18 protein-coding genes are annotated in these 21469 nt (G+C 52.9%); 10 read left to right on the forward strand and 8 right to left on the reverse strand.

All coding sequences use genetic code 11. The annotated features are described in order from the left end of the window. Position 1: 1 nt before the first annotated feature. On the forward strand, positions 2–1483 hold the full coding sequence (locus tag N9C89_RS11720; protein ID WP_263954067.1) for an inorganic phosphate transporter: 1482 nt from the start codon (positions 2–4) through the stop codon (positions 1481–1483). Positions 1484–1540: 57 nt separating this feature from the next. Here N9C89_RS11720 and gndA read toward each other — a convergent pair whose 3' ends face one another. The 5 genes from gndA to N9C89_RS11745 all read right to left on the reverse strand — a co-directional run bounded on the left by gndA (position 1541) and on the right by N9C89_RS11745 (position 6693). Then, positions 1541–2986, reverse strand: coding sequence for an NADP-dependent phosphogluconate dehydrogenase (gene gndA, locus N9C89_RS11725; protein ID WP_263954068.1), 1446 nt, complete (start codon positions 2984–2986; stop codon positions 1541–1543). A 51-nt stretch (positions 2987–3037) separates the two neighbouring features. Then, positions 3038–3964, reverse strand: a complete 927-nt coding sequence (gene argF / locus N9C89_RS11730; protein WP_263954070.1) for an ornithine carbamoyltransferase — start codon at positions 3962–3964, stop codon at positions 3038–3040. Then, complete coding sequence (locus tag N9C89_RS11735) at positions 3961–4518, reverse strand: acetyltransferase (protein WP_263954072.1); 558 nt, start codon at positions 4516–4518, stop codon at positions 3961–3963. Before N9C89_RS11735 ends, argF begins: the two co-directional genes overlap by 4 nt. After that, positions 4518–5690, reverse strand: coding sequence for an aspartate aminotransferase family protein (locus N9C89_RS11740; RefSeq protein WP_263954073.1), 1173 nt, complete (start codon positions 5688–5690; stop codon positions 4518–4520). Before N9C89_RS11740 ends, N9C89_RS11735 begins: the two co-directional genes overlap by 1 nt. A 199-nt stretch (positions 5691–5889) precedes the next feature. Beyond that, positions 5890–6693, reverse strand: coding sequence for an ABC transporter permease (locus tag N9C89_RS11745; RefSeq protein WP_263954075.1), 804 nt, complete (start codon positions 6691–6693; stop codon positions 5890–5892). 169 nt (positions 6694–6862) lie between these two features. Here N9C89_RS11745 and N9C89_RS11750 point away from each other — a divergent pair, with 169 nt between their 5' ends. Continuing rightward, a complete protein-coding gene (locus N9C89_RS11750; RefSeq protein ID WP_263954076.1) occupies positions 6863–7438 on the forward strand; it encodes a GcrA family cell cycle regulator in 576 nt (191 codons plus the stop codon). Positions 7439–7496: 58 nt separating this feature from the next. Here N9C89_RS11750 and N9C89_RS11755 read toward each other — a convergent pair whose 3' ends face one another. Further along, positions 7497–9497 carry an AsmA family protein gene (locus N9C89_RS11755; protein ID WP_263954077.1) on the reverse strand — a complete coding sequence of 667 codons (2001 nt, stop codon included), beginning with the start codon at positions 9495–9497 and terminating at the stop codon, positions 7497–7499. Between the two features lie 127 nt (positions 9498–9624). Here N9C89_RS11755 and rimO point away from each other — a divergent pair, with 127 nt between their 5' ends. Further along, entirely contained in the window at positions 9625–11007 is a 1383-nt protein-coding gene (gene rimO / locus N9C89_RS11760) for a 30S ribosomal protein S12 methylthiotransferase RimO (protein WP_263954078.1), read from the forward strand. Here rimO and N9C89_RS11765 read toward each other — a convergent pair. Further along, a complete protein-coding gene (locus N9C89_RS11765) occupies positions 11004–11456 on the reverse strand; it encodes a nucleoside deaminase (protein ID WP_263954079.1) in 453 nt (150 codons plus the stop codon). The genes rimO and N9C89_RS11765 overlap by 4 nt on opposite strands. Before the next feature lie 75 nt (positions 11457–11531). On the opposite strand from N9C89_RS11765, the gene N9C89_RS11770 reads away from it, so the two are divergent. The 6 genes from N9C89_RS11770 (at position 11532) to N9C89_RS11795 (ending at position 17993) form a co-directional block, all read left to right on the forward strand. After that, positions 11532–12455: a pseudouridine synthase gene (locus N9C89_RS11770; protein ID WP_263954080.1), complete on the forward strand. Its 924-nt coding sequence runs from the start codon at positions 11532–11534 to the stop codon at positions 12453–12455. Positions 12456–12733: 278 nt separating this feature from the next. After that, the gene (locus tag N9C89_RS11775; protein WP_263954082.1) at positions 12734–13612 is read left to right on the forward strand and encodes a 5-bromo-4-chloroindolyl phosphate hydrolysis family protein; all 879 of its coding nucleotides are present in this window, start codon (positions 12734–12736) and stop codon (positions 13610–13612) included. A gap of 8 nt (positions 13613–13620) precedes the next feature. Continuing rightward, positions 13621–14808: a toxic anion resistance protein gene (locus N9C89_RS11780; RefSeq protein ID WP_263954083.1), complete on the forward strand. Its 1188-nt coding sequence runs from the start codon at positions 13621–13623 to the stop codon at positions 14806–14808. Between the two features lie 89 nt (positions 14809–14897). Then, positions 14898–15767: a DUF2927 domain-containing protein gene (locus tag N9C89_RS11785; protein ID WP_263954445.1), complete on the forward strand. Its 870-nt coding sequence runs from the start codon at positions 14898–14900 to the stop codon at positions 15765–15767. 2 nt (positions 15768–15769) lie between these two features. Continuing rightward, entirely contained in the window at positions 15770–16873 is a 1104-nt protein-coding gene (locus N9C89_RS11790; RefSeq protein ID WP_263954084.1) for an SPFH domain-containing protein, read from the forward strand. A gap of 40 nt (positions 16874–16913) precedes the next feature. After that, positions 16914–17993: a TFIIB-type zinc finger domain-containing protein gene (locus tag N9C89_RS11795; RefSeq protein WP_263954085.1), complete on the forward strand. Its 1080-nt coding sequence runs from the start codon at positions 16914–16916 to the stop codon at positions 17991–17993. An 84-nt stretch (positions 17994–18077) separates the two neighbouring features. Here the strand turns inward: N9C89_RS11795 and N9C89_RS11800 are convergent, their stop codons facing one another. Then, on the reverse strand, positions 18078–20648 hold the full coding sequence (locus N9C89_RS11800) for a methyl-accepting chemotaxis protein (protein ID WP_263954086.1): 2571 nt from the start codon (positions 20646–20648) through the stop codon (positions 18078–18080). Between the two features lie 294 nt (positions 20649–20942). Between N9C89_RS11800 and N9C89_RS11805 the strand changes: the two genes are divergently transcribed. Further along, on the forward strand, positions 20943–21407 hold the full coding sequence (locus tag N9C89_RS11805) for an NUDIX hydrolase (protein WP_317134932.1): 465 nt from the start codon (positions 20943–20945) through the stop codon (positions 21405–21407). Positions 21408–21469: the final 62 nt, after the last annotated feature.

The following is a 21469-nucleotide window of genomic DNA, read 5'->3' on the forward strand; positions in this document are numbered from 1 at the left end:
AATGTCAGACAAACCCAAGAGCAACCAGTGGCAGACACTGGACAAAGACCTCAACAAAATCAGCCAAATTGAATCAGCGACCGCGTATATCTCTCGGCCGCTGATTGCGCCGGGCATTGCGCTCGCCTTCATTGTGCTGACAGTTTTGATGGCGGCGATCTTTTTTGATGCGACGCCTACCAATTTTGTTGTTATCGCCGCAGCCGGTTTCGGCGCGTATATGGCGATCAACATCGGTGCAAACGACGTTGCGAACAACATGGGGCCCGCCGTCGGGGCGAATGCGCTTACGATGGGCGCGGCGATTGTCATTGCCGCCTTGTTCGAAAGCGCCGGAGCGCTGATCGCGGGGGGCGATGTGGTTTCGACCATCTCGAAAGGTATTGTTGATCCTGCCGGGTTCACCGAAACCCGTGTCTTTATCTGGGCTATGATGGCCGCGCTAATTAGTTCGGCGCTTTGGGTGAACCTTGCCACTTTTGTCGGTGCACCTGTTTCTACGACGCACTCTGTTGTTGGTGGTGTTATGGGCGCTGGCATCGCCGCCGCTGGCCTGACCGCTGTAAATTGGCCAACAATGGGCGCTATCGCCGCAAGTTGGGTGATTTCGCCGGTTTTGGGTGGTGTGATCGCCGCTCTGTTCCTTGCGTTTATCAAGGCCAAAATCATCTATCAAGACGACAAGATTGCCGCCGCAAAGAAGTGGGTACCTGTTCTGATCGGCATCATGGCTGGCGTATTCGCGACTTACCTCGCGATGAAGGGCCTCAAGAGAATTATGAAGATCGATATCGGAACTGCGCTTCTGATCGGTCTCGTAATCGGCGCAGTCTGCTACGTCGTTTCCGCACCGCTGATCAACAAGAAGGCAGAAGGCCTAGAGAACCGCAACAAATCGCTAAAGATCCTGTTTGCCGCTCCGCTGGTCATTTCTGCTGCGCTTCTTTCGTTCGCTCATGGTGCGAACGACGTTGCCAATGCCGTTGGACCATTGGCTGCGATTGTGCACGCCGCAGAGTTTGGTGATTTTGCCGCGAAAGTTTCTATTCCGTCGTGGGTCATGGTGATTGGCGCTTTGGGCATCTCGTTCGGTCTCGTACTGTTCGGGCCAAAGCTTATCCGCATGGTCGGAAGCCAGATTACAAAACTCAACCCGATGCGTGCCTACTGTGTTTCGCTTTCTGCCGCGATTACGGTCATCGTGGCAAGCTGGCTCGGCCTTCCTGTTAGCTCGACGCATATCGCTGTGGGCGGTGTTTTCGGCGTTGGATTTTACCGCGAATGGCATACTGAAAAGCGCCTGAAGCAAAGCCGCGCAAAACGCCCGCCCGAGCTTCGGATAGCACCCGAAGAGCGCCGCCGCAGAAAGCTTGTACGTCGCTCGCACTTTATGACCATCATTGCAGCATGGGTGGTCACAGTCCCCGCTGCAGCGATCATGTCAGCCGTGATCTTTATGATCCTGAACCTATTGGTTGGCTAATCCCAACAAAAAAGGGCCGCTCAATCAGCGGCCCTTTTATTTTCGTGCTCACGTAAGTTAACGCGATACGTTCATGTCTTCTGCGCTCAGCGCCCATGGGCCGTGGAAGCCACCACCCTCTTGATCAACACGTTCAAATCCATGCGCACCAAAGAAATCACGTTGCGCTTGCACAAGGTCCGTTGTTCCGCGCGCAGTACGCATTGTGTCAAAATAGGCGAGTGCGGCAGAGAATGCTGGTGTCGCTTGACCGTTCATTGCTGCGGAGGCAACAACGCGGCGCAAAGCCGCAGAGCCGTTCACAAGCCGTTTTGCGAACGCAGGCGCCAAGATTAGGCGGCCTTTTGGCAACTCGCCACGGAACGCGGCCGAAATATCATCAAGAAGTGCAGACCGAATAATACAACCGGCACGCCAAATCTCTGCAACACGGGCCATATCCAAATCCCAACCATAGGTCTCTGATGCCGCGGTCAGGATGTCAAAGCCCTGTGCGTAGGCAAGGATACGCGCTGCAAGCAAAGCATCGGCAAGGTCTTCTTCGGATACCTGAGGGCCACCCTCTGGCTGAACTGCCAATATCTCAGCGCCCGCTTCGCGAACGTCCTTGGCCGCAGACCAGCTTCGTGCACCGACCGCTGCTTCAATCGTTGACGCAGATTGACCAAGGCCAAGCGCTTCAATCACCGTCCAGCGCCCCGTGCCTTTTTGGCCAGCACGATCAAGGATAATATCTACAACCGGTTTGCCAGTCGCTTCATCCGTCGCGCCAAGCGCTTTACCGGTTATCTCAACCAGATAACTCTTTAGCTCGCCTTCGTTCCAACGGTCAAATAGAGCGCCCACTTCTGCGGCGGACTTTCCCTGCCCGTCACGAAGGATGCCCCAGACCTCAGCAATCAATTGCATATCGGCATATTCAATGCCGTTGTGAACCGTTTTAACGAAATGCCCAGCGCCATCAGGGCCAAGATGAGCAGCGCAAGGATCGCCTTCATACTTAGCAGCAATTGCATTGATGATTGGCTCAATAGGCTTGAAGCTTTCTTCGGGGCCCCCAACCATGATGGACGGACCGAAACGCGCGCCTTCTTCTCCACCAGATACGCCCATGCCAACAAACCGGAAACCATCCGCCGCAAGCTCTGCATCACGGCGTCGGGTATCGTGGAAGTTCGTGTTTCCCGCATCAATGAGCGTGTCGCCCTCATCAAGATAAGGCTTCAGCGCTTCGATCTGGTCGTCAAACGGCTTCCCTGCGGGAACCATCACAATAATTGCGCGCGGAGTTTGCAGTGAAGCGACAAAGCTTTCGATATCATCGCAACCGATCAGATATTCAGACAACTCGCCCGCATCGTTGATAAACTCGCTCACACGCGAAACAGTTCGGTTGGTCACAGCGATCTTGTAGCCATTGTCTGCAATGTTCAGCGCCAGTGCGCTCCCCATCGTTCCAAGGCCAATCAAGCCAATTGCGGCCTTATTCCCACTGTCACTCATATTCATCCCATCCTTGGTCCGTTAGCGTAAAACTTCGCGACAAATACGACCTTATAGGCCGAGACACCAGCGCATGATCGCTTTTTGTGCGTGAAGGCGATTTTCAGCTTCGTCAAACACAACCGATTGCGGCCCGTCCATTACCTGATTGGTCACCTCTTCTTCGCGATGCGCGGGGAGACAATGCATGAACAATGCGTCGGAGTTTGCCTGCTCCATCAAGGCTTGATTAACCTGATATGGATAGAGCAGATTGTGCCGCCGTTGACGCGCCGATTGCGGGTCGTGCATCGACACCCATGTATCAGCAACTACCAGGTCCGCGCCCTGTACCGCCTTGGCGGCATCGCGTTCCACTTCGACTTTCACGCCTTTCGCGCGGGCTTCGTTCATGAAGACATGCTCAGGATCAAACTCCTCTGGGCCCGCGAAGGTGAAATCAAAGCCAAATTGACCAGCAGCATGTACAAATGACGCTGCAACATTGTTACCGTCACCGGTCCACACGACTTTCTTGCCCGCAATTGGTCCGTTGTGCTCTTCGAATGTCTGAATGTCCGCCATGATTTGGCACGGATGCGTTCTATTGGTTAGGCCGTTAATTACGGGAACGGTGGCATATTCTGCCATCTCCAGTAGCGTCGACTCTTCGAACGTGCGGATCATGATGAGATCAACGTAACGGCTCAGCACCCGAGCGGTATCGGCAATGCTTTCACCGTGACCAAGCTGCATGTCGCTGCCAGAAAGAACCATCGTTTCCCCGCCCATCTGGCGCACACCAACGTCAAAGGAAACGCGTGTCCGGGTTGAGGGTTTTTCAAAGATCAATGCAACCATCCGCCCCGCAAGAGGCTGATCGTCGTCCTTCATACCTTTCGGCCGATCATTCCGCGCAGTTTTCATTGACTTCGAGAGTTCAATCATTGCCCGCAGATCATCAGGCGCGGTTTTGTTGATATCTAGAAAATGGTTCATGTTTTATCCGTTTCGGGTGTTTGTTGGGGCTTGGCAATGCTATCGCCGCCCTTGAATGTCATGATGTATACTGGGTCGCCCGTTTCACAGATGCGCCTCGGGCCTTGCTCGAACCCGGCGCCCTTGAACATGGCGATGCTTCGTGCGTTTCGGCATTCTGGGTCTGATACAACGCGTGCGGCGCCATTTGCCAACAGCAGCTCGGCATACTGCCGAACAAATGCTTTTGCATGGCCCTGCCCCAGAAACGCCGCGTCCCCCAGAAACACGTCAATCGCACGCGTCCCTGTTGGCACATCGTCCATATGCGGAATATCGACCGTTTCTGGCCCCCAATCCTGAATGAATGCAAAGGGCTGGGCCGCCTCGCGCCCATCGGCAATGCCCCAAACGATATGCATATTGCAGTCGCCGCCATCGATTTCTTCTTCGATTAAGGCCAGTTCGCGATCCGGATCTCCCCAAAACTCGCGCACCGCGGCTTGCGAAAGCCATCCGTACAACAACGGGAAATCCTCCCGTGTTGCACGTTTGAATTGATACGTTTGTGGCATCACCCGCTCGCCTTTTTCGCAACAGCCTCAAGCCGCGCCAGCCCTTCGGCAATGTCATCGTCCGTGAGGTTTAGGGGCGGTAAGAGACGGATAACGTTATCCGCAGCGGGCACAGTGATCAGGCATTCGTCATAGCCCTTTGCAACGATATCCGCACAGGCCGGAACGCATTTCAGCCCCAACATCAAACCGCTGCCGCGCACTTCGGCGAATACATCCGGATATGTTGCAACCAATCCTTCCAGACCTTGGCGCAGCAGCGCAGATTTGCGCGAAACTTCGGCCAGAAACTCCGGTGTGGAGACCTCCGACATCACCGCAGAGCCAACAGCACAGGCCAGTGGGTTACCCCCATATGTAGAGCCATGCGTGCCCGCAGTCATTCCGCTTGCAGCCTCTTCTTTGGCAAGCACTGCACCGAGCGGGAAGCCACCTCCGATACCTTTGGCAACCATCATAATATCTGGCTCGATACCTGCGAATTCATATGCAAACAGTTTACCTGTTCGGCCCATGCCACACTGCACTTCGTCCAGAATGAGCAGAGCGCCGCAGTCGTCACATATTTCACGAAGGGCCTTGAGTGTGCTGTCAGGAAGCGCGCGAATACCGCCCTCACCCTGAATTGGCTCAATCATGATCGCGGCTGTCTTGTCGCTCGCGGCGGCCCTCACTGCGTCGAGGTCGTTGAATGGCAGGTGTGTGAACCCACCGACAATCGGGCCAAACCCTTTGACCATCTTTTCGCTACCCGCCGCCGCAATACCTGCCGCCGAACGCCCGTGGAATGAACCTTCAAACGTCAGGATTTCAACACGCTCTGGCTGACCTTTCTCAAACCAGTATTTCCGCGCCATCTTAACGGCAAGTTCACAGGCCTCTGTACCGGAATTGGTAAAGAATACCGTGTCCGCGAATGTCGCATCGACGAGTTGATCCGCAAGTTTTTGTTGCTGTGGTATTTGATAGAGGTTGGACACATGCCAGAGTTTCTCTGCCTGTTCTGTCAGCGCCTTTACCAATGCCGGATGCGCATGCCCGAGTGCCGAAACGGCTATCCCAGCACCAAGATCCAAAAATCGGCGGCCGTCTGCCTCTACAAGCCAAGCACCTTCACCTTTTTCAAAGGAAAGTGGAGCGCGGTTGTACGTCGGCAGAACGGTAGAAATCATGGGTATTGTCCTTATAAGAAGGGGCTTTGGTGCCGTAAGGGCAGCCGTGTGTCAAGATTTTGAGGAGTGTTGCGCAATATTGCGCGAAATCAATAGCGAATTGGCCGCAGCTATACTTAGCGTCGGCGTCGGAAAGATATGTTCGCAGCGTTGATCATGCGGCTCGTATAGACGGGAGCGGCTAGAGCTGACAAGCTTTTTATGGCTTGAGCCGATAGCCCTTGCGGAACCACGCCCAACATATTGCAATAATGCAACCGGTCGTCACGACACAGATCAGCAACCCAAGCCATGGGCCTGTCTCCGCTCCTCCAAGCACTCCATAGCGCACACCGTCAATCAGGTAGTAAATTGGATTGGCACGTGTGAGTGTTTGGATAAGTGGCGGCAGCGCATCTATGGAGTAAAAAGTTCCGGACAAGAACGCCAAAGGTGTCACTATGAAGTTGGTGATTGCCGCAACTTGATCGAACTTATTGGAATAGACGCCAGCAAGAATGCCAAGCCCCCCGAGCATCGCGCTGCCAAGAAACGCAAAGACCAGAGCCCAGATCGGATGATGAATCTCGATGCCCAAGATCAAGCTCATTCCAAGGCCGATAACAACGGCAACAAGCATCCCGCGCCCGATCGCCCCTGCTAGGTATCCGGCAACGAGTTCAATTGGGGAAAGCGGCGGCATCAATGTATCGACGATATTGCCCTGAACCTTCGCAACGGTGATGGAGGATGAAGTATTCGCAAACGCGTTCTGAATAACCGTCATCATTAGAATACCCGGCGCGATGAAATGCAGAAACGGCACCCCGTTTACGTCACCACGGGTCGGCCCGATTGCAACGGTGAAAATTGCAAGGAACAAAGCAGCAGTCACCAACGGCGCAAGTAGCGTTTGCGTCCAGACAACGACAAAACGGCGTATCTCGCGTTGGGCGAGCGTATAGGTTCCAAGCCAGTTGATCCGGCCAAACTTGCGTTTCTGCTCCGAATATTCCGCCTGCATGCTCATACTTCCTCAACTAATTTCTCGGATTCAACCTGAATCGACTCCTGTGCCTTGTATCCCGTTGCGGGGTGATTAAAATAGGGGGTCAGTTGAATTCTTTCAGGTTGCGGCCTGCGAGACTGTTTTGTGCGGTCTTAATCCCGCGAACCGAACCAAAGGAAGTTATATGTCCTGGACAGATGAGCGCGTCGAAACCCTGAAAAAAATGTGGGGCGAAGGCCAGTCCGCGAGCCAGATTGCCAAGGAACTTGGCGGCGTTACCAGAAACGCCGTTATCGGCAAGGTGCACCGTCTTGGCCTTTCCAACCGCACAACCAGCAGCGCCAAGCCAAAAGCCAAAGAAAAGCCCGCAGCGGCAAAGCCAGCCGCGCGCGCAAAGCCGGCCACACCAAAGGCCGCGCCGGCAGCGGAGAAAGCTGCTGCACCTGCGGAAGCACCCGCTCGCCCAGCTACACCTGCGCGCAAAGCGATCATTCCTGCCGGACAGCCATTGCCTCCTCAACCTTCGGCCAATGAAATCAGCCCTGAAGCGCTGGCATCGGTTCGTGAAGTTGAAAAGACGGCCAAGAAGCTTTCGCTCATGGAGTTGACCGAGCGTACATGCAAATGGCCAATTGGCGACCCCGCCACAGACGAATTCTGGTTCTGCGGTCTCAATGTCCAAACTGGAAAACCTTACTGCGAGGCGCATGTCGGCGTTGCATTCCAGCCAATGAGCAGCCGCCGCGACCGTCGCCGCTAAGGCTTCGAAACATTCAAACATTCAGAGCGCCTCATCGGGCGCCCTTTTTTCTTTCTGGCTAGTTTCCGCCGCCCAAAATCTTCATAAGCTCCTTGGTCGCGGTATCTTCGATCGTTCGGCGCGCGGCATCCTTCAAGCTCTCGCCCTTTTTCTGTTTGATCCCAAGCTTTTTGGCGATGTCGTTCTTTGCTTTCTTCCTCGCCTTTTTCACCTTCTTATCAAGATCTTCTTGATCAATATCCAAATCCTTAGCGTTTAGCGCCTCAACATCGAGGAAATAGCGCGGCCCCGCCCACGGGCCTTTGATCCGAACTGGAACCTTTACGCCGCCTGTACCGTCTTCTTTCACAAGCGCGGTCGGGACGATGCGGAAATCAAGCATCTGCTCGCCGAGATCGACTTCACCTGTACCAACAGCAGTCAGCCCATTTGCCCGAGCATCAAGATCATCCGTACGCGCAATTCCATTCTCCATATCGAAAGATGCCGTCAGGCTGTCAAAAATTGTCCGCTTGCCTTCACCTTGCTGATCCGGGTCTGTATTCGCAATCATCCGCTTCAGATCAACACCCTTTAGCGCGCCTTTGCGCATCGCAAGTTGAGCAGAACCAGAGAAGTTATGCATAATTTCATCAACGGATTCCCCGACGCCAAGGAACTCGATCGAAAAATCTCCCTTTCCGGAAAAGCGTTCTAGATCAACAAGGTCGACGAGAAGCGGCTCCACATCAACATTTGCTGCTGCAAGATTTCCGCCAACAGAAAGCCCACCTCTCCCATTCATCACAAACTGCCCCGAAAGCGCACCGTCATAGGCAGCGGTTTGTTCAAGCGCGAACACAGCCCTGCCCGCTTCAGCCCGCGTTAGAATCTGACTATTGCCGAGCTTCAAACCGCCAAGGACAAGCTTGTTTGCCCGAAGGGAAACTTCAGCATCGGTCAGAAATAGAAACTCAGTACTGATTTGGTCTTTGGGCCAACCCGTTTGTGTTTTGGGTTTCTTTGGCCGAGCAGATTGTGGCTTGCCTTGTGAGTTGCGCGATTTTGAAGTTTCGGAAAAGTCCAAGACGTCCGCCGTCAACGCGGCTTTTAACTTCGGCCGATCCTTGCCTGGAAGGAGGTCGATATCACCGCGCACTTCATTTTCACCAATCGCGATCCGCCCAGAGCGTAAAAAGAGCGCGCCGTCGTCTGTGCGTGTCGCTTTTCCTGAAAGCGCGAGCGCACCGTCGAATGCGCCCCCTGCGCCACCCATTCGTGCCGCTATGGTCGACAGGTCATTGGCATATGCTGATAGTTGCCCGTCAAACTCGAAATTGCCGAGGCCCAGCTTACCATCGAAGCTCGCTTTAACGCCGCCATACTCGGCCGAAATTTCAAGCGGCGTGACGAGCCCATCAATGAAGTTTCGAGCGTTGGTAACGGTCGCTCCCATTTTCACGACTGCGCCGGAATACTCACCCGACCCGACAACCTTAATCGCACCATCTGCATCTGGCATCCGAAGCGTGAAGTCCACATTTTGAAACCGCTCATGTCGTCCATTCTGGTGGTCAATAAAACGGATGTCCGCCCCCTTCACCGCAGCCTCATCTACGCTGTAGGACCTTGAAGTTGCGGCTTTTTCGCCGCCCCCTTCATTTGAGGATGGCGCCTTCACGGCTTGAATGGTCTTCTGGTCAAATGACCAGTTTTCGCGGCCATCCTCGGCAATTTCGAGTAGAATTTTTGGTTGATTAAACTCAACCGTCTTGATCACGACATCGCCGCTCAGCAACGAAAAGAAGGAGACACCAACTTTCAAGCCCTCAGCAGTGATCATCGGGCCAGAATCTGACCAATCTGCATTTGCCAGCTTAACAGGTCCGGTTTTAATCGACAGATGCGGAAACAAGCTTGTTGTTACATCGCCCTCAATCTGAACATCTCGTCCGGTTACAATTTCCAACCGCTCGCTCGCGAGGTCCGCGAGCTTTTGACCAGGAATAAGCGCGAGTGCGACAAGTGCAAGAAAGCCGAGGGTAAATAGGAATGCGACACCCCGATAAATCCAACGCATAGCTCACCTCAATTATTTTCTTTCCTGTGTAAGCGCCATTTCAACTGCCCACAATGGCCCTCACCTCAGTGTGACTTCGCTTATGTTTGTCTTTGCTCCGCATCAAACGCCAGTGTATAGCCACGCCATGAGCCAGAATCCGCCAGAACTCCGCCCCGACCTTGCACCACGCGCGCAAATCTCTGACCCCATTCGAGAGGGCCAGCCGAAAATCGGTATGGTGAGCCTTGGGTGCCCGAAAGCATTGGTGGATAGCGAGCGCATCCTTACACGTCTGCGCGCCGAAGGGTATGCTATCTCTCCGGACTATGGCGGAGCAGAGGCTGTGATCGTCAATACCTGCGGTTTTCTGGATAGTGCGAAGGCAGAGAGCCTTGAGGCGATTGGCGAAGCGATCAACGAAAACGGCCGCGTCATTGTAACGGGATGTTTGGGCGCAGAACCTGAATACATTACCGGTGCGCATCCAAGCGTTTTGGCCGTAACTGGCCCACACCAATACGAGCAAGTGCTTGATGCGGTTCACCAAGCTGTGCCGCCAAGCCCCGATCCGTTTGTTGACCTTCTTCCCGCCCGCGGGGTTTCGCTAACACCGCGCCACTTTAGCTATCTCAAAATTTCCGAGGGCTGTAACCACAAATGCAAATTCTGCATTATTCCCGACATGCGCGGCAAACTTCAGTCGCGCCCTGCACACGCAGTTTTGCGCGAGGCAGAAAAGCTTGTTGATGCGGGCGTGAAGGAACTCTTGGTCATCTCACAAGACACCAGCGCCTACGGCCTTGACCGCAAGTATGATGTAAACCCTTGGAAAGATGGCGAAGTGCGTAGCCACATCACTGATCTCGCTCGCGAACTGGGGAGTTTGGGCGCTTGGGTTCGGCTGCACTATGTTTATCCCTATCCCCATGTACGTGATCTCATTCCGTTGATGGCGGATGGACATATTCTCCCTTATCTCGACATCCCGTTTCAACACAGCCACCCAGATGTTCTGCGTCGTATGGCACGCCCCGCAGCCGGCGCCAAAACGCTGGACGAAATCAATGCGTGGCGCGAAATTTGCCCCGACATAACGCTGCGCAGCACTTTTATCGTCGGCTATCCTGGTGAAACCGAAGAAGAGTTTCAGCATCTGCTCGACTGGCTGCAAGAGGCGCAACTCGATCGCGTAGGCTGCTTCCAATACGAGAACGTCGAAGGCGCGCGAAGCAATGCCCTCCCCGATCACGTTCCTGCCGAAGTAAAAGAAGAGCGTTGGCACCGATTTATGGAAGTTTCGCAATCCATCTCGGCCGCGAAACTTGAGCGCAAGGTCGGAACGCTTCAGGACGTCATTGTTGATGAAGTGGACGACGAAGCCGCCACATGCCGTACCAAAGCCGATGCGCCCGAAATCGACGGAAACCTGTTTATCGACGAAGGGTTTGAGGACCTCAAACCGGGCGATATGCTTACGGTAAAAGTAGATGAGGCAAGTGAATACGACCTTTGGGGCAAAGCCGTTTAGCGGCGAGATTTGAAGAAGCTTTTTAGCAGCTCTTCTGACTCTTGCGCCGAAATGCCATCATATACTTCAGGAACATGATGCGCCTGCGGGTGCGCGAAAATTCGCGGCCCCTGCGCAATACCGCCGGACTTTGGGTCGGCCGCCCCATAATAAACACGCCGGAGACGCGCAGCTGAAATGGCCATTGCACACATCGGACAAGGCTCAAGCGTGACGTAAAGATCGCAATCAGTAAGACGCTCGGTCTGAAGCTTTGAACATGCTTCTCTTATGACAAGAACCTCTGCGTGTGCGGTCGGGTCATTAAGCTCACGAGTCCGATTGCCATTCTCTGCAAGCACTTCACCAGATCCAGAGACCAGCACCGCGCCAACAGGCACTTCCCCACGCTTTGCAGCGTTCTTTGCTTGGATAAGCGCATGTTTCATATGGCTGTTGAAGCGTGTCATGGCATCGTTTTGCCTCGTTCTGGGTTCTATGCCAAGCTGCTTTCTATTCTCCAAGAACTGCTATAGAGCGAGCCTATGGAAAAATCAGCCAATACACCGACCACAAAATCAGGCGACCGGATCGCCAAAGTCCTAGCCCGAGCGGGCGTTGCGTCGCGCCGCGAGGCCGAGCGGATGATTGAAGCTGGTCGGGTATCGGTCAATGGCAAGGTAATAGACAGCCCCGCTTTGAACGTTACTGAAAAGGACAAGATCGAAGTCGACGGGAAGCCGCTTGCCGAACCAGAGCACGCACGTATGTGGCTTTACTATAAGCCGCTCGGCCTCGTGACGACAGAAAGCGACGAAAAAGGCCGAGAGACAGTATTTGACGCCCTGCCAGAAGAGTTGGGGCGCGTTTTGAGCGTTGGCCGGCTGGACATCAATTCGGAGGGGCTCCTGCTTCTAACGAATGACGGCGGCATTAAACGCAAGCTTGAGTTGCCTTCTACCGGATGGCTGCGCCGCTATCGCGTACGTGTGAATGGCCGCCCCGATGAAACAACCCTTGAACCGTTGCGCAAAGGGATCAGCGTGGATGGAGAAACTTTCCAGCCCATGATCGTATCTCTAGACCGCCAACAAGGCGCAAACGCGTGGCTCACGGTCTCTATTCGCGAAGGTAAAAACCGCGAGATCCGGCGCGCTATGGCGGCGATTGGGCTAACTGTGAACCGCTTGTTGCGTGTATCTTATGGTCCGTTCAGGCTTGGAGAACTTAAGCCCGGTGAGGTCGAAGAAGTGAAGCAGCGTGTCCTACGCGACCAACTCGGCCTCGCGCAGGATGAAGGGAAACCTTCAAAGCCAATGCCAGTGCGAAAACGCAAAGAACTTGCAACAAAAGGCAAGGCAGCAGGTTTCAAGGGAGCGGCGAAATCTGGCGCTTTCGGTGCAAAATCCGCGAAGAAGCCACGCAAGACAACAAGCGCTCGACCACCGCATAAGCGCAATAAATCCTAGGCGATTTCGCGACTGTAAGCTCCTTAAGCGACAGGCAAGAATTTTAAGCGCGCCAGCTTCGAATGGGGCAGCGCATTCTGTCGTGCTTCGCTCATCCGAAATTTCCCCCTTAAAAATTCGGGTCATGCGCTAGCATGAATCGGTGTACTGCCCTATATCTTAAAGTAATTTTAAAGCACCCGCATGGGGGAATTCATGGCTGGGACAGGTATTCAAAAACTTGCGTTCATTCTTTTGGTGGTATTGACGCTTTATGTTTCAATCTCCGGAGGGGCATAATGGCCCAGCGCTTCGGAGGGAAATACAGCCCGAACGGCGCGACAGAGGGGCAATCTCAGCCCCCTTCACACCCGTTTCGCGGCAAGAAACCGGCGCGCGCTGCCGCGCGACTTAACGTCCTTTTCTTTACCCCGCTGCCACTTGCCCTGCTCGCGTTCTTTCGCGAGCCCGCTCAAATGGCTCTCTCTCTCCTCGCAGTAGCGCTGCTGTTGGCGGCTGCGTGGCTTACCCGTGAAGGTGTACTTGCCCACGAAGCTTATGATTCAAGGCGCGTTGCCCGAAAACCCGCGTTTCCACGCAAGATATTTGGCTCGGTTTTAACTGGCTGTGGGCTTGGTGTTGCCGGACTTGCTGGCGGCGGCGAAGTGTTTGAAGCTGGCCTCTATTTTACTTTGGGGTCTGCACTTCATTTGATTTCGTTCGGCCCTGACCCTTTGAAATCCAAAGGGACCGAAGGTGCAGACGAATTTCAACAAGATCGGGTTGCCCGCGCAGTTGCAGAAGCGGAAAAACACCTTGAGTACATGTCAAAGGCGATCCGACGTGCGGAAGACCGACAGCTAATTGCTCGCGTCGAACAGTTCCAGACTGTCGCGCGCGATCTCTTTCGGACCGTTGAGGAAGATCCGCGCGACCTTTCCGCCGCACGTCGCTACATGGGCGTCTATCTAATGGGTGCACGAGACGCGACAACCAAATTTGCCGACATTTACAGCCGCACGCAGAACCAGCAAGCCAGACTAGACTACGAGAATTTACTTACTGACCTTGAAACAAATTTCGCAGCCCGCACGCGTTCACTTCTAGAAGCGGACAAAGGCGATCTTGATGTTGAAATCGAAGTCCTTCGAGAGCGCTTAGCGCGCGAAGGTGTATAGGGGGAATTATGGACGAAAACATTCGCAAACAAGCCGAGAAAGCAACCGAATTGGTTGAAGAGGTCGCAAAAGTTGAGCTGGCAGAGCCCTCAAACAGCCTTGTTTCACTCAAGGAAGCCGAACCACCTATCGCGGAAGAAATCCAAAAACGTATGGATGAGTTAGATCTGACTGATACAGGATCAATTGTGAACTTCGGTTCATCCGCACAAGCAGAGTTGCAAACCATTTCGCAAGCTATGCTGAGCGATGTGAAGAATAAGGATGTCGGCCCCGCTGGTGACAGCCTGAGAAGCATTGTTTCGACGATACGCGGCTTTAGTGTTTCTGAGCTAGACGTTCGGCGGAAGCGCAGTTGGTGGGAACGCCTCACCGGACGCGCCGCTCCTTTTGCAAAATTTCTTGCAAAGTTCGAGGACGTTCAGGGGCAAATCGACAAGATTACTGACAGCCTCCTCACACATGAGCACAAGCTGCTGAAGGATATTAAGTCGCTTGATAACCTGTATGACAAGACCCTGAGCTTCTATGATGAACTCGGGCTGTACATCACAGCAGGCGAAGAAAAAATCGAAGAACTCGACACAAAGACCATTCCAGAGAAAGAGGCTGCAGTTAACAAAGCCGCCGAAAACGACGCTGTGATGGCGGCCCAAGAGCTTCGTGACATTCGCGCAGCACGGGATGATCTTGAGCGTCGCGTTCACGACCTAAAGCTTACACGACAAGTCACAATGCAGAGTTTGCCGTCCATTCGTCTCGTACAAGAGAATGACAAATCTCTCGTTACGAAAATCAACTCTACTTTGGTCAACACCGTTCCGCTTTGGGAAACCCAATTGGCCCAAGCCGTCACAATTCAACGCAGCTCCGAAGCAGCACATGCCGTTAGAGATGCAAATGATTTGACGAACGAATTGCTAACTGCCAACGCCGATAACCTTCGCCAAGCCAACAAAGTTGTCAGAGAAGAAATGGAGCGTGGTGTATTCGATATTGAGGCCGTGAAAGCAGCGAATGAAACTCTGATCGGTACAATCAACGATAGCCTTGCCATCGCTGACGAAGGCAAACGCCGACGCGCCGAAGCAGAAGAAGAGCTTGTCCGTCTCGAGCACGAGCTTAAAGAAACTCTCGCATCAGCAAAGGCGCGCGGAGACAAGACCGGAAGTGAAATCGGGACGTCCGTGAACTAATGAGCACAGTCCGGCGCGCATTAAAAACTGTTGGAGCAGCGAGCATTCTTTTGCTCGCTGCCTGTCAGAGCGCGCCGCCACCAATGCCGATGCCGAAACCGCGCCCAGAAGCCCCTGCGCCGACGCGCTCGGAACTGAGTGAGTTCTATATTCAGCATTTCGCTAGCCTCCAAGAAGACTATCTTGTTCGCGGTTTGCTGCGCACGGATGGAGGCGGCGTTGACGTTCCGTTTGACGCGAACGACCTCACGCAGAATTTTATGAAAATCGCATTCTTTGCGGAGTTTTCGCCGCTCAACGACCGCCTCATCGCGCAGGAAATGGCAACACCCCTACGTCGTTGGGAAAGACCCGTTGTTATCAGCGTCGAGTTCGGAGAGTCTGTTTCACCGGAAAGCCGCCGCAAAGATACATCTGAAGTCGAGCGATTTGCGCGCAGGCTGGCATCGGCAACAAAGCATCCTATTTCAACAGGATCGGCAAGGAACGCTAATCTTCATGTGCTGATTTTGAACGAGGATGAACGGCGCGAAATAGCGCCTCTCTTGCAAGAGTACGTACCCGGCATTGCTCAAAGAGAAGTCAACGCACTGATAAACATCACGAAAAATGACCTGTGCATCACTCAATCCCACAGCGAAAGCGGCAACCCCAACGTCATAGGAAGCGCGGTTGTTATCATTCGAGAAGAGCATCCAGACTTGCTTCGCCAAAGCTGCATTCACGAAGAAATTGCGCAAAGCCTAGGACTATCAAACGACAGCGATGCCGCGCGACCATCGATTTTCAACGATGACGAGGAGTTCGCTTTGCTAACGACACATGACGAGCAACTGCTTCGAATTTTATATGACTCTCGGCTTTCCGCTGGAATGGATGCGAGTACGGCCCGCCCGATCGTCAATGAAATTGCCACAGAATTGATGGGTGGCGAAAAGATAGCCCAATCAGGGAGGTAGAAATGGGAATTTTTGATTTTCTTACCGGTGAGTTCATTGATGTCATTCATTGGACCGACGACACGCGCGATACCATGGTTTGGCGATTTGAGCGTGAAGGACACGAGATTAAGTACGGTGCAAAGCTGACTGTTCGTGAAGGGCAGGCCGCAGTTTTCATCCACGAGGGGCAACTGGCGGATGTCTTCACGCCCGGACTCTACCTTCTTGAAACCAACAATATGCCCGTACTGACAACGCTGCAGCACTGGGACCATGGCTTCAAAAGCCCCTTCAAATCCGAAATTTATTTTGTGAACACCACTCGGTTCAACGACCTTAAGTGGGGGACGAAGAATCCGATCATTTGCCGCGATCCTGAGTTTGGTCCGGTGCGCCTACGGGCTTATGGCACCTATAGTGTGCGTGTGTCCGACCCGGCGGTATTTCTGCGCGAGATTGTCGGGACCGATGGTGAATTCACGATGGATGAGATAAGCTTCCAGATACGAAATATAATCGTTCAAGAGTTTAGCCGTTCGATTGCCGGAAGCGGCATTCCAGTCTTGGACATGGCGGCAAACACCGCTGACTTGAGCAAACTCATAGCCAGTCAGATCAGCGCCCAAGTCGCAGAGTATGGACTGGTTTTACCCGAATTATACATCGAAAATATAAGCCTACCCCCAGCAGTAGAAGCAGCCCTCGACAAAAGGACATCGGTCGGAATTGTTGGAGACATGGCAACCTACACCCAGTTCTCCGCTGCTGAAGCGATGACAGCCGCTGCACAAAACCCAGCGGGCGGCGGAATGGCCGCCGGCATGGGGGCCGGAATGGGGCTCGCCATGGCGGGCCAACTCGCTGGACCGTGGGGGCCAAGACCCGCCTCTCCTCCCAGCGCACCTCCGCCGCCACCGGTTGAAAAAGTATGGCACATCGCAAAAAATGGTGAAACAACAGGCCCATTCTCTAGGGCAACTATGGGGCAAATGGCGACCGACGGGCGCCTCACACGCGAAAGCTTAGTTTGGACCGCTGGGCTCGATGGGTGGAAGAAAGCAGAAGACGTTTCAGACCTCGCAACCCTGTTTACGGTGCTACCCCCACCGCCCCCGCTACCTTAGAAGCGAGCCTTTTGGGTATGGGATTTGAGGACATTCAGATATGAACAGCCCCCACGAGGAACACCGTTTCCCCTGTGAGCAATGTGGTGCGGATCTTAGGTTTTCGCCCGAGACAGGCGTCTTAACCTGCGATCATTGCGGGTTTACCGAAACTGCGGAGAACCCTACCTCCCCTGAAATTCTAGAGTTGGATTTTCAAGATGCGTTAAGTAATTCGCTGTCCGAAGAACAGTTAGAAGAACGACGCGTCACCAATTGTACAAATTGTGGCGCTCAAATCACCTTTGATGAGCAGGTCCACGCGGACGAATGCCCGTTTTGTGCCACACCGGTCGTGACTGATACAGGCTTGCATCGCGTGATAAAGCCGAAAGCGGTTCTCCCTTTTGCTATTCCTGAGAGCGAAGCGCACGATCATATGGAAAAGTGGCTCGGCAGGCTTTGGTTCGCTCCAAACGGGCTTGCCGCTTACGCACGTAAAGGGCGCAAAATGCAAGGTGTGTACATACCTTACTGGACGTATGACGCCCAAACCAAAACTCGGTACACTGGCGGCAGAGGAACTGAATATACAACAACCAAAACAGTTGTCATTGATGGCAAGCGGCAAAAACGAACTGTTGTGAAAGTTCGGTGGGTTTCTGTCTCCGGTCGGGTATCGCGATTTTTTGATGACGTTTTGGTTATGGCAAGCCATTCGCTTCCTAAGGGTTACTCAGATGGCTTGCATCCGTGGGACCTCTCATCTCTTGAAACCTATCAGCCACGCTTTCTTGCCGGTTTTATGTCGGAGGGATACTCAGTTGGACTTGATGAAGGCTTCATTATTGCAAAAGACGTTATGGCCAACCGAATTCGCCGAGACATTCGTTTCGATATCGGGGGAGACCGTCAAAGAATTGATCGCGCCGAAACTCAGTACTCCGACATAACATTTAAGCACATTTTAGCTCCGATCTGGATGGCCGCATACAAGTACAGAGGGAAGTCCTATCGCTTTGTTGTAAATGGCCAAACCGGGAAGGTTCAAGGAGAACGTCCCTATTCAATTTGGAAGATCTTGTTTGCGGTATTGCTTGCAGTGATAGCGCTTGCCGCAGGTATGTATTTCACGCAGTGACGCTTTTGGTATTGTCTGGCGATTAACGCGCCTAGCGCTCTCTCAAATATGGCCCACCGAACTAAACCCGGTGGGCCATTACATTCAAAAATCTTCCCACCCGTCGTCGATTCTATCCGGAAGCGAACTTCCATTAACAACAGACTTTGCCGCAGCAGAATTCGCTCCAGGAGAAGGAGGCGAACTTATTGGAATTGGGCTCGTAACCTGTGGTGGTTGGTTACCTGTGTTGAACTGAGCCATTGTGTTCGCCAGATTTTCAGCTTCACCGGTCAACGCGTGGCTTGCCGCGGTTGTTTCTTCAAACATAGCTGCGTTTTGTTGTGTAACTTGGTCGAGTTGATTGACCGCTGTATTGATCTCTGCGAGCCCTCGGGATTGTTCTTCTGCGGAAACTGCGATCTCCGCAACATGGCTCGAAATCTCTGATACGCGATCAAAAATTCCTTTCAACGCGTCACCAGTCTGATCAACCAAATCTACCCCTCGCTTAACGTGATTTTCACTCGTAGAGATCAACCCATTGATTTCGCGTGCTGCATCTGAGGAACGCTGAGCTAAGTCACGAACCTCTGTCGCAACCACTGCGAACCCGCGGCCAGCATCCCCCGCTCTGGCGGCTTCAACACCGGCGTTGAGTGCGAGTAGATTTGTTTGGAAGGCGATATCGTCGATGACGCTCGTAATCTTGGATATCTGTTGTGACGAACTTGCAATCTCGCTCATCGCTGTAACTGCTTCTCGAACGACATCGCCGCTGGCCTCTGCATTGTCGCGGGCTTCCGTAACCATTTTCCGCGCAAGTGCTGCGCCATCAGCCGCGGAAGAAACCGAGGACGTCATTTCTTCAAGCGCGGCCGCGGTTTCTTCCAGAGTTGCGGCTTGGGTTTCTGTACGCCGTGAAAGGTCGTCAGCCGCTTTGCTTATTTCACCGGTTTCGTTGCGGATCATGTTTGAGTTCTCGACAACGCTTGTCATGGCTAGGCAAAGCGCCTCGATCGCATGGTTAAAATCGTTGCGGAGTTGTTCATATTCTGGAGCGAAACTTTTTTCGATTTTTGCAGACAGGTCGCCGTTTGAAAGCTTTTTCAGTCCAACGCGCAATCCGTCTACTACGGCATTTTGCTCGGCTTCCATTTTGGCTCGTGTTTCTTCTGCAGTTTGGAGCTCGAGCTGTGCAGTTGTTACATCATTCGCAATCATTACAATTCGACTAACGTTGCCTTCTCGATCGACAACCGGACTGAAGCTGCCATCAAATATTGCTGTTTTTCCTGAACTATCGCGGTAATTAAAACGGCCGACCACAGATTGTCCGCTTGCGAGAGCGTGCCACATAGGCGTGTCATCTCTATTCGCTAGCTCATTTTGCGGAAGTAAATCCTGACCTTGCTTTCCGGATACTTCCCGCTCTGTCCTCTCGACTACAGAACAGAAATTATCATTTGCCTTAATAACTTTGCCGTCGGGTTGGAATTCCACACGTGCTTGGCTTGCATCAAGAGACGTTAGAATCGCTCTGTTCAGGCGCTCTTCTGTAACATCTTTCCATTCAATCACGCGGCCAATAGGCGCCCCACTCGCGTCATGTACGATATTGATCGACTGTGAAATTCGAACATCGCCCAAAACAATATCCGAGATATGAGGCAGATTATCCGTATCCGAAAGAATGCGCTCGATACTGTGATCACCTCCAAGTAATTCAGCATAGGGCTTGCCAATAATGTCATTGATCTCGGAGCTTCTGATTGCTTTGGGAAGAGCCGCTTCGTTATCTTTCAGAAGCGCAAAAAACGCAGAGTTCACGTAGTTTATTCTGAGCTCTTTATTGACCATCATCATCGCAGACGAAGAGGATTCAAACGCGGCTCCTTTAAATTGGCTCTCCCGCGCACTTTTCTCGGCATCTTGCAGCGTTTGGCGAAACTCTTCCAAGGATCGCGCGATGTCGCCGATCTCATCGTTGCGCTTCTGACTTGGGACCTCTGCTTCGTAGTTAGCCTTCGCGACGTCTTCCATCGCATGACGAACTTGGACGAGTGGTTTTGAAAGTAAAGCGCGCAGCACAAACATTACCGAGACCAAGGCAATCAGGAAAACCGCAGCCGCAATGAGCAACGTTTGGATCTGATCCTTTTTCATCTCTGCAAGCACCAGCGCCGGGGTCCAAGAGAAGGCTATTGCTCCAACGAGGTCATTACTCTTCCCAAAAAACGCAGGCATTGCGATTTGAAAACCGTCGGCAGAGGTTTGCGCCGCTCCGCTTGAAACTGCTTTTGCGGCTAGTTCATATAGTTCTGTTCCGCCTAGATCCTTATTCTCGTGACTATAGATGACCTCGCTTTTCAAGTTCAGAACGAGACTGTCTAGGGCGCTACCCTGTGAGGAGGAAACCGCTCCTTTGACAATTGAATCAAGTGCTTCCTTGTTGCCAAACCTGATCGCGCTCGCGCTTTGGCTTGCTGAAAATGTCGTTACTTTTTGAGCAAATGCTCGTGTGTTGTTTTCAGCGATGTCTTTGCTAGAGACATACGACATGTAAGCCATCGTGCCCGCGACAGCAGCGGTACAAACGGCCATGATGGCAGAGACACGAAAGAACACGGATCGAAACGAGCCGACGGACTTCCGCAATGAAGAGATCAGCGACATAAAAACTCCCTCAGAGTAAAAGGCGCATCCCGCTTGGGATACCAATCCACGGGACACAGCCCCACTTGCCCTGACGCTAGAGCGCGAATCTTTCGAACGGTTTAAGGCCGCGTCTCTCAAGCGCGTGTTGTTCACAAACTTTGATTAAAAAGCCGCGAAACAAACTTGGGGGTGGCAGGCATGCTTCTGTAACTGTCAAATTCGGACAAACATCTTGCCAATCTCCGATTATCAATGGAAAATTGGCGTTAGATATCAGGTGACGCCATCAGAAAAAAAGTTGAGAAAAAGAAAGTGGCACGCATAAGCCCGCAACCTTTGTATCTTCCCGCGGAAGGAAAGCGCGGGATTCGAACGCAGTTTGGAGCTATTTGTTATCGCGTGGTAAATGCACGCGTTCAGGTTCTTTTGGTTACAACGCGGCGCTCTGGCCGATGGATTGTACCAAAGGGATGGCCGATGGATGGACAAACCGCTGGGGAAGCCGCCGCTATCGAAGCTTGGGAAGAGGCTGGCGCGAAAGGCAAAGTTAAAGAATTCTGTGTAGGCGTCTATTCCTATACGAAAGACCCAGACACAAAAGCAGCGCTTCCGTGTATAGTCGCGCTTTATCCAATCAAAGTAAAAAAGCTGGCCAAAGAATACCCGGAACGCAAATCCCGCAAACGCAAATGGGTAAGCCCGAAAAAAGCCGCAAAACTTGTGAAAGAGCCAGAATTGGCGGCAATACTTAAGCGGTTCAACCCCAAGATTTATTAAGTATTGCATGGCCGCTTGAATTGGCCTTAAACACGAGCCGCCGCTTACCTATATAAAGAGTG

The sequence above is a fragment of the Halocynthiibacter sp. SDUM655004 genome, from assembly GCF_026015885.1.
GTDB lineage: Bacteria > Pseudomonadota > Alphaproteobacteria > Rhodobacterales > Rhodobacteraceae > Falsihalocynthiibacter > Falsihalocynthiibacter halioticoli.

What these genes read in the sequence shown, in the direction of transcription:
- N9C89_RS11720 (WP_263954067.1), top strand. Translation starts at nt 2, where the DNA reads ATGTCAGACAAACCCAAGAGCAACCAGTGGCAGACACTGGACAAAGAC.
- gndA (WP_263954068.1), bottom strand. Translation starts at nt 2,986, where the DNA reads ATGAGTGACAGTGGGAATAAGGCCGCAATTGGCTTGATTGGCCTTGGA.
- argF (WP_263954070.1), bottom strand. Translation starts at nt 3,964, where the DNA reads ATGAACCATTTTCTAGATATCAACAAAACCGCGCCTGATGATCTGCGG.
- N9C89_RS11735 (WP_263954072.1), bottom strand. Translation starts at nt 4,518, where the DNA reads ATGCCACAAACGTATCAATTCAAACGTGCAACACGGGAGGATTTCCCG.
- N9C89_RS11740 (WP_263954073.1), bottom strand. Translation starts at nt 5,690, where the DNA reads ATGATTTCTACCGTTCTGCCGACGTACAACCGCGCTCCACTTTCCTTT.
- N9C89_RS11745 (WP_263954075.1), bottom strand. Translation starts at nt 6,693, where the DNA reads ATGCAGGCGGAATATTCGGAGCAGAAACGCAAGTTTGGCCGGATCAAC.
- N9C89_RS11750 (WP_263954076.1), top strand. Translation starts at nt 6,863, where the DNA reads ATGTCCTGGACAGATGAGCGCGTCGAAACCCTGAAAAAAATGTGGGGC.
- N9C89_RS11755 (WP_263954077.1), bottom strand. Translation starts at nt 9,497, where the DNA reads ATGCGTTGGATTTATCGGGGTGTCGCATTCCTATTTACCCTCGGCTTT.
- rimO (WP_263954078.1), top strand. Translation starts at nt 9,625, where the DNA reads ATGAGCCAGAATCCGCCAGAACTCCGCCCCGACCTTGCACCACGCGCG.
- N9C89_RS11765 (WP_263954079.1), bottom strand. Translation starts at nt 11,456, where the DNA reads ATGACACGCTTCAACAGCCATATGAAACATGCGCTTATCCAAGCAAAG.
- N9C89_RS11770 (WP_263954080.1), top strand. Translation starts at nt 11,532, where the DNA reads ATGGAAAAATCAGCCAATACACCGACCACAAAATCAGGCGACCGGATC.
- N9C89_RS11775 (WP_263954082.1), top strand. Translation starts at nt 12,734, where the DNA reads ATGGCCCAGCGCTTCGGAGGGAAATACAGCCCGAACGGCGCGACAGAG.
- N9C89_RS11780 (WP_263954083.1), top strand. Translation starts at nt 13,621, where the DNA reads ATGGACGAAAACATTCGCAAACAAGCCGAGAAAGCAACCGAATTGGTT.
- N9C89_RS11785 (WP_263954445.1), top strand. Translation starts at nt 14,898, where the DNA reads ATGCCGAAACCGCGCCCAGAAGCCCCTGCGCCGACGCGCTCGGAACTG.
- N9C89_RS11790 (WP_263954084.1), top strand. Translation starts at nt 15,770, where the DNA reads ATGGGAATTTTTGATTTTCTTACCGGTGAGTTCATTGATGTCATTCAT.
- N9C89_RS11795 (WP_263954085.1), top strand. Translation starts at nt 16,914, where the DNA reads ATGAACAGCCCCCACGAGGAACACCGTTTCCCCTGTGAGCAATGTGGT.
- N9C89_RS11800 (WP_263954086.1), bottom strand. Translation starts at nt 20,648, where the DNA reads ATGTCGCTGATCTCTTCATTGCGGAAGTCCGTCGGCTCGTTTCGATCC.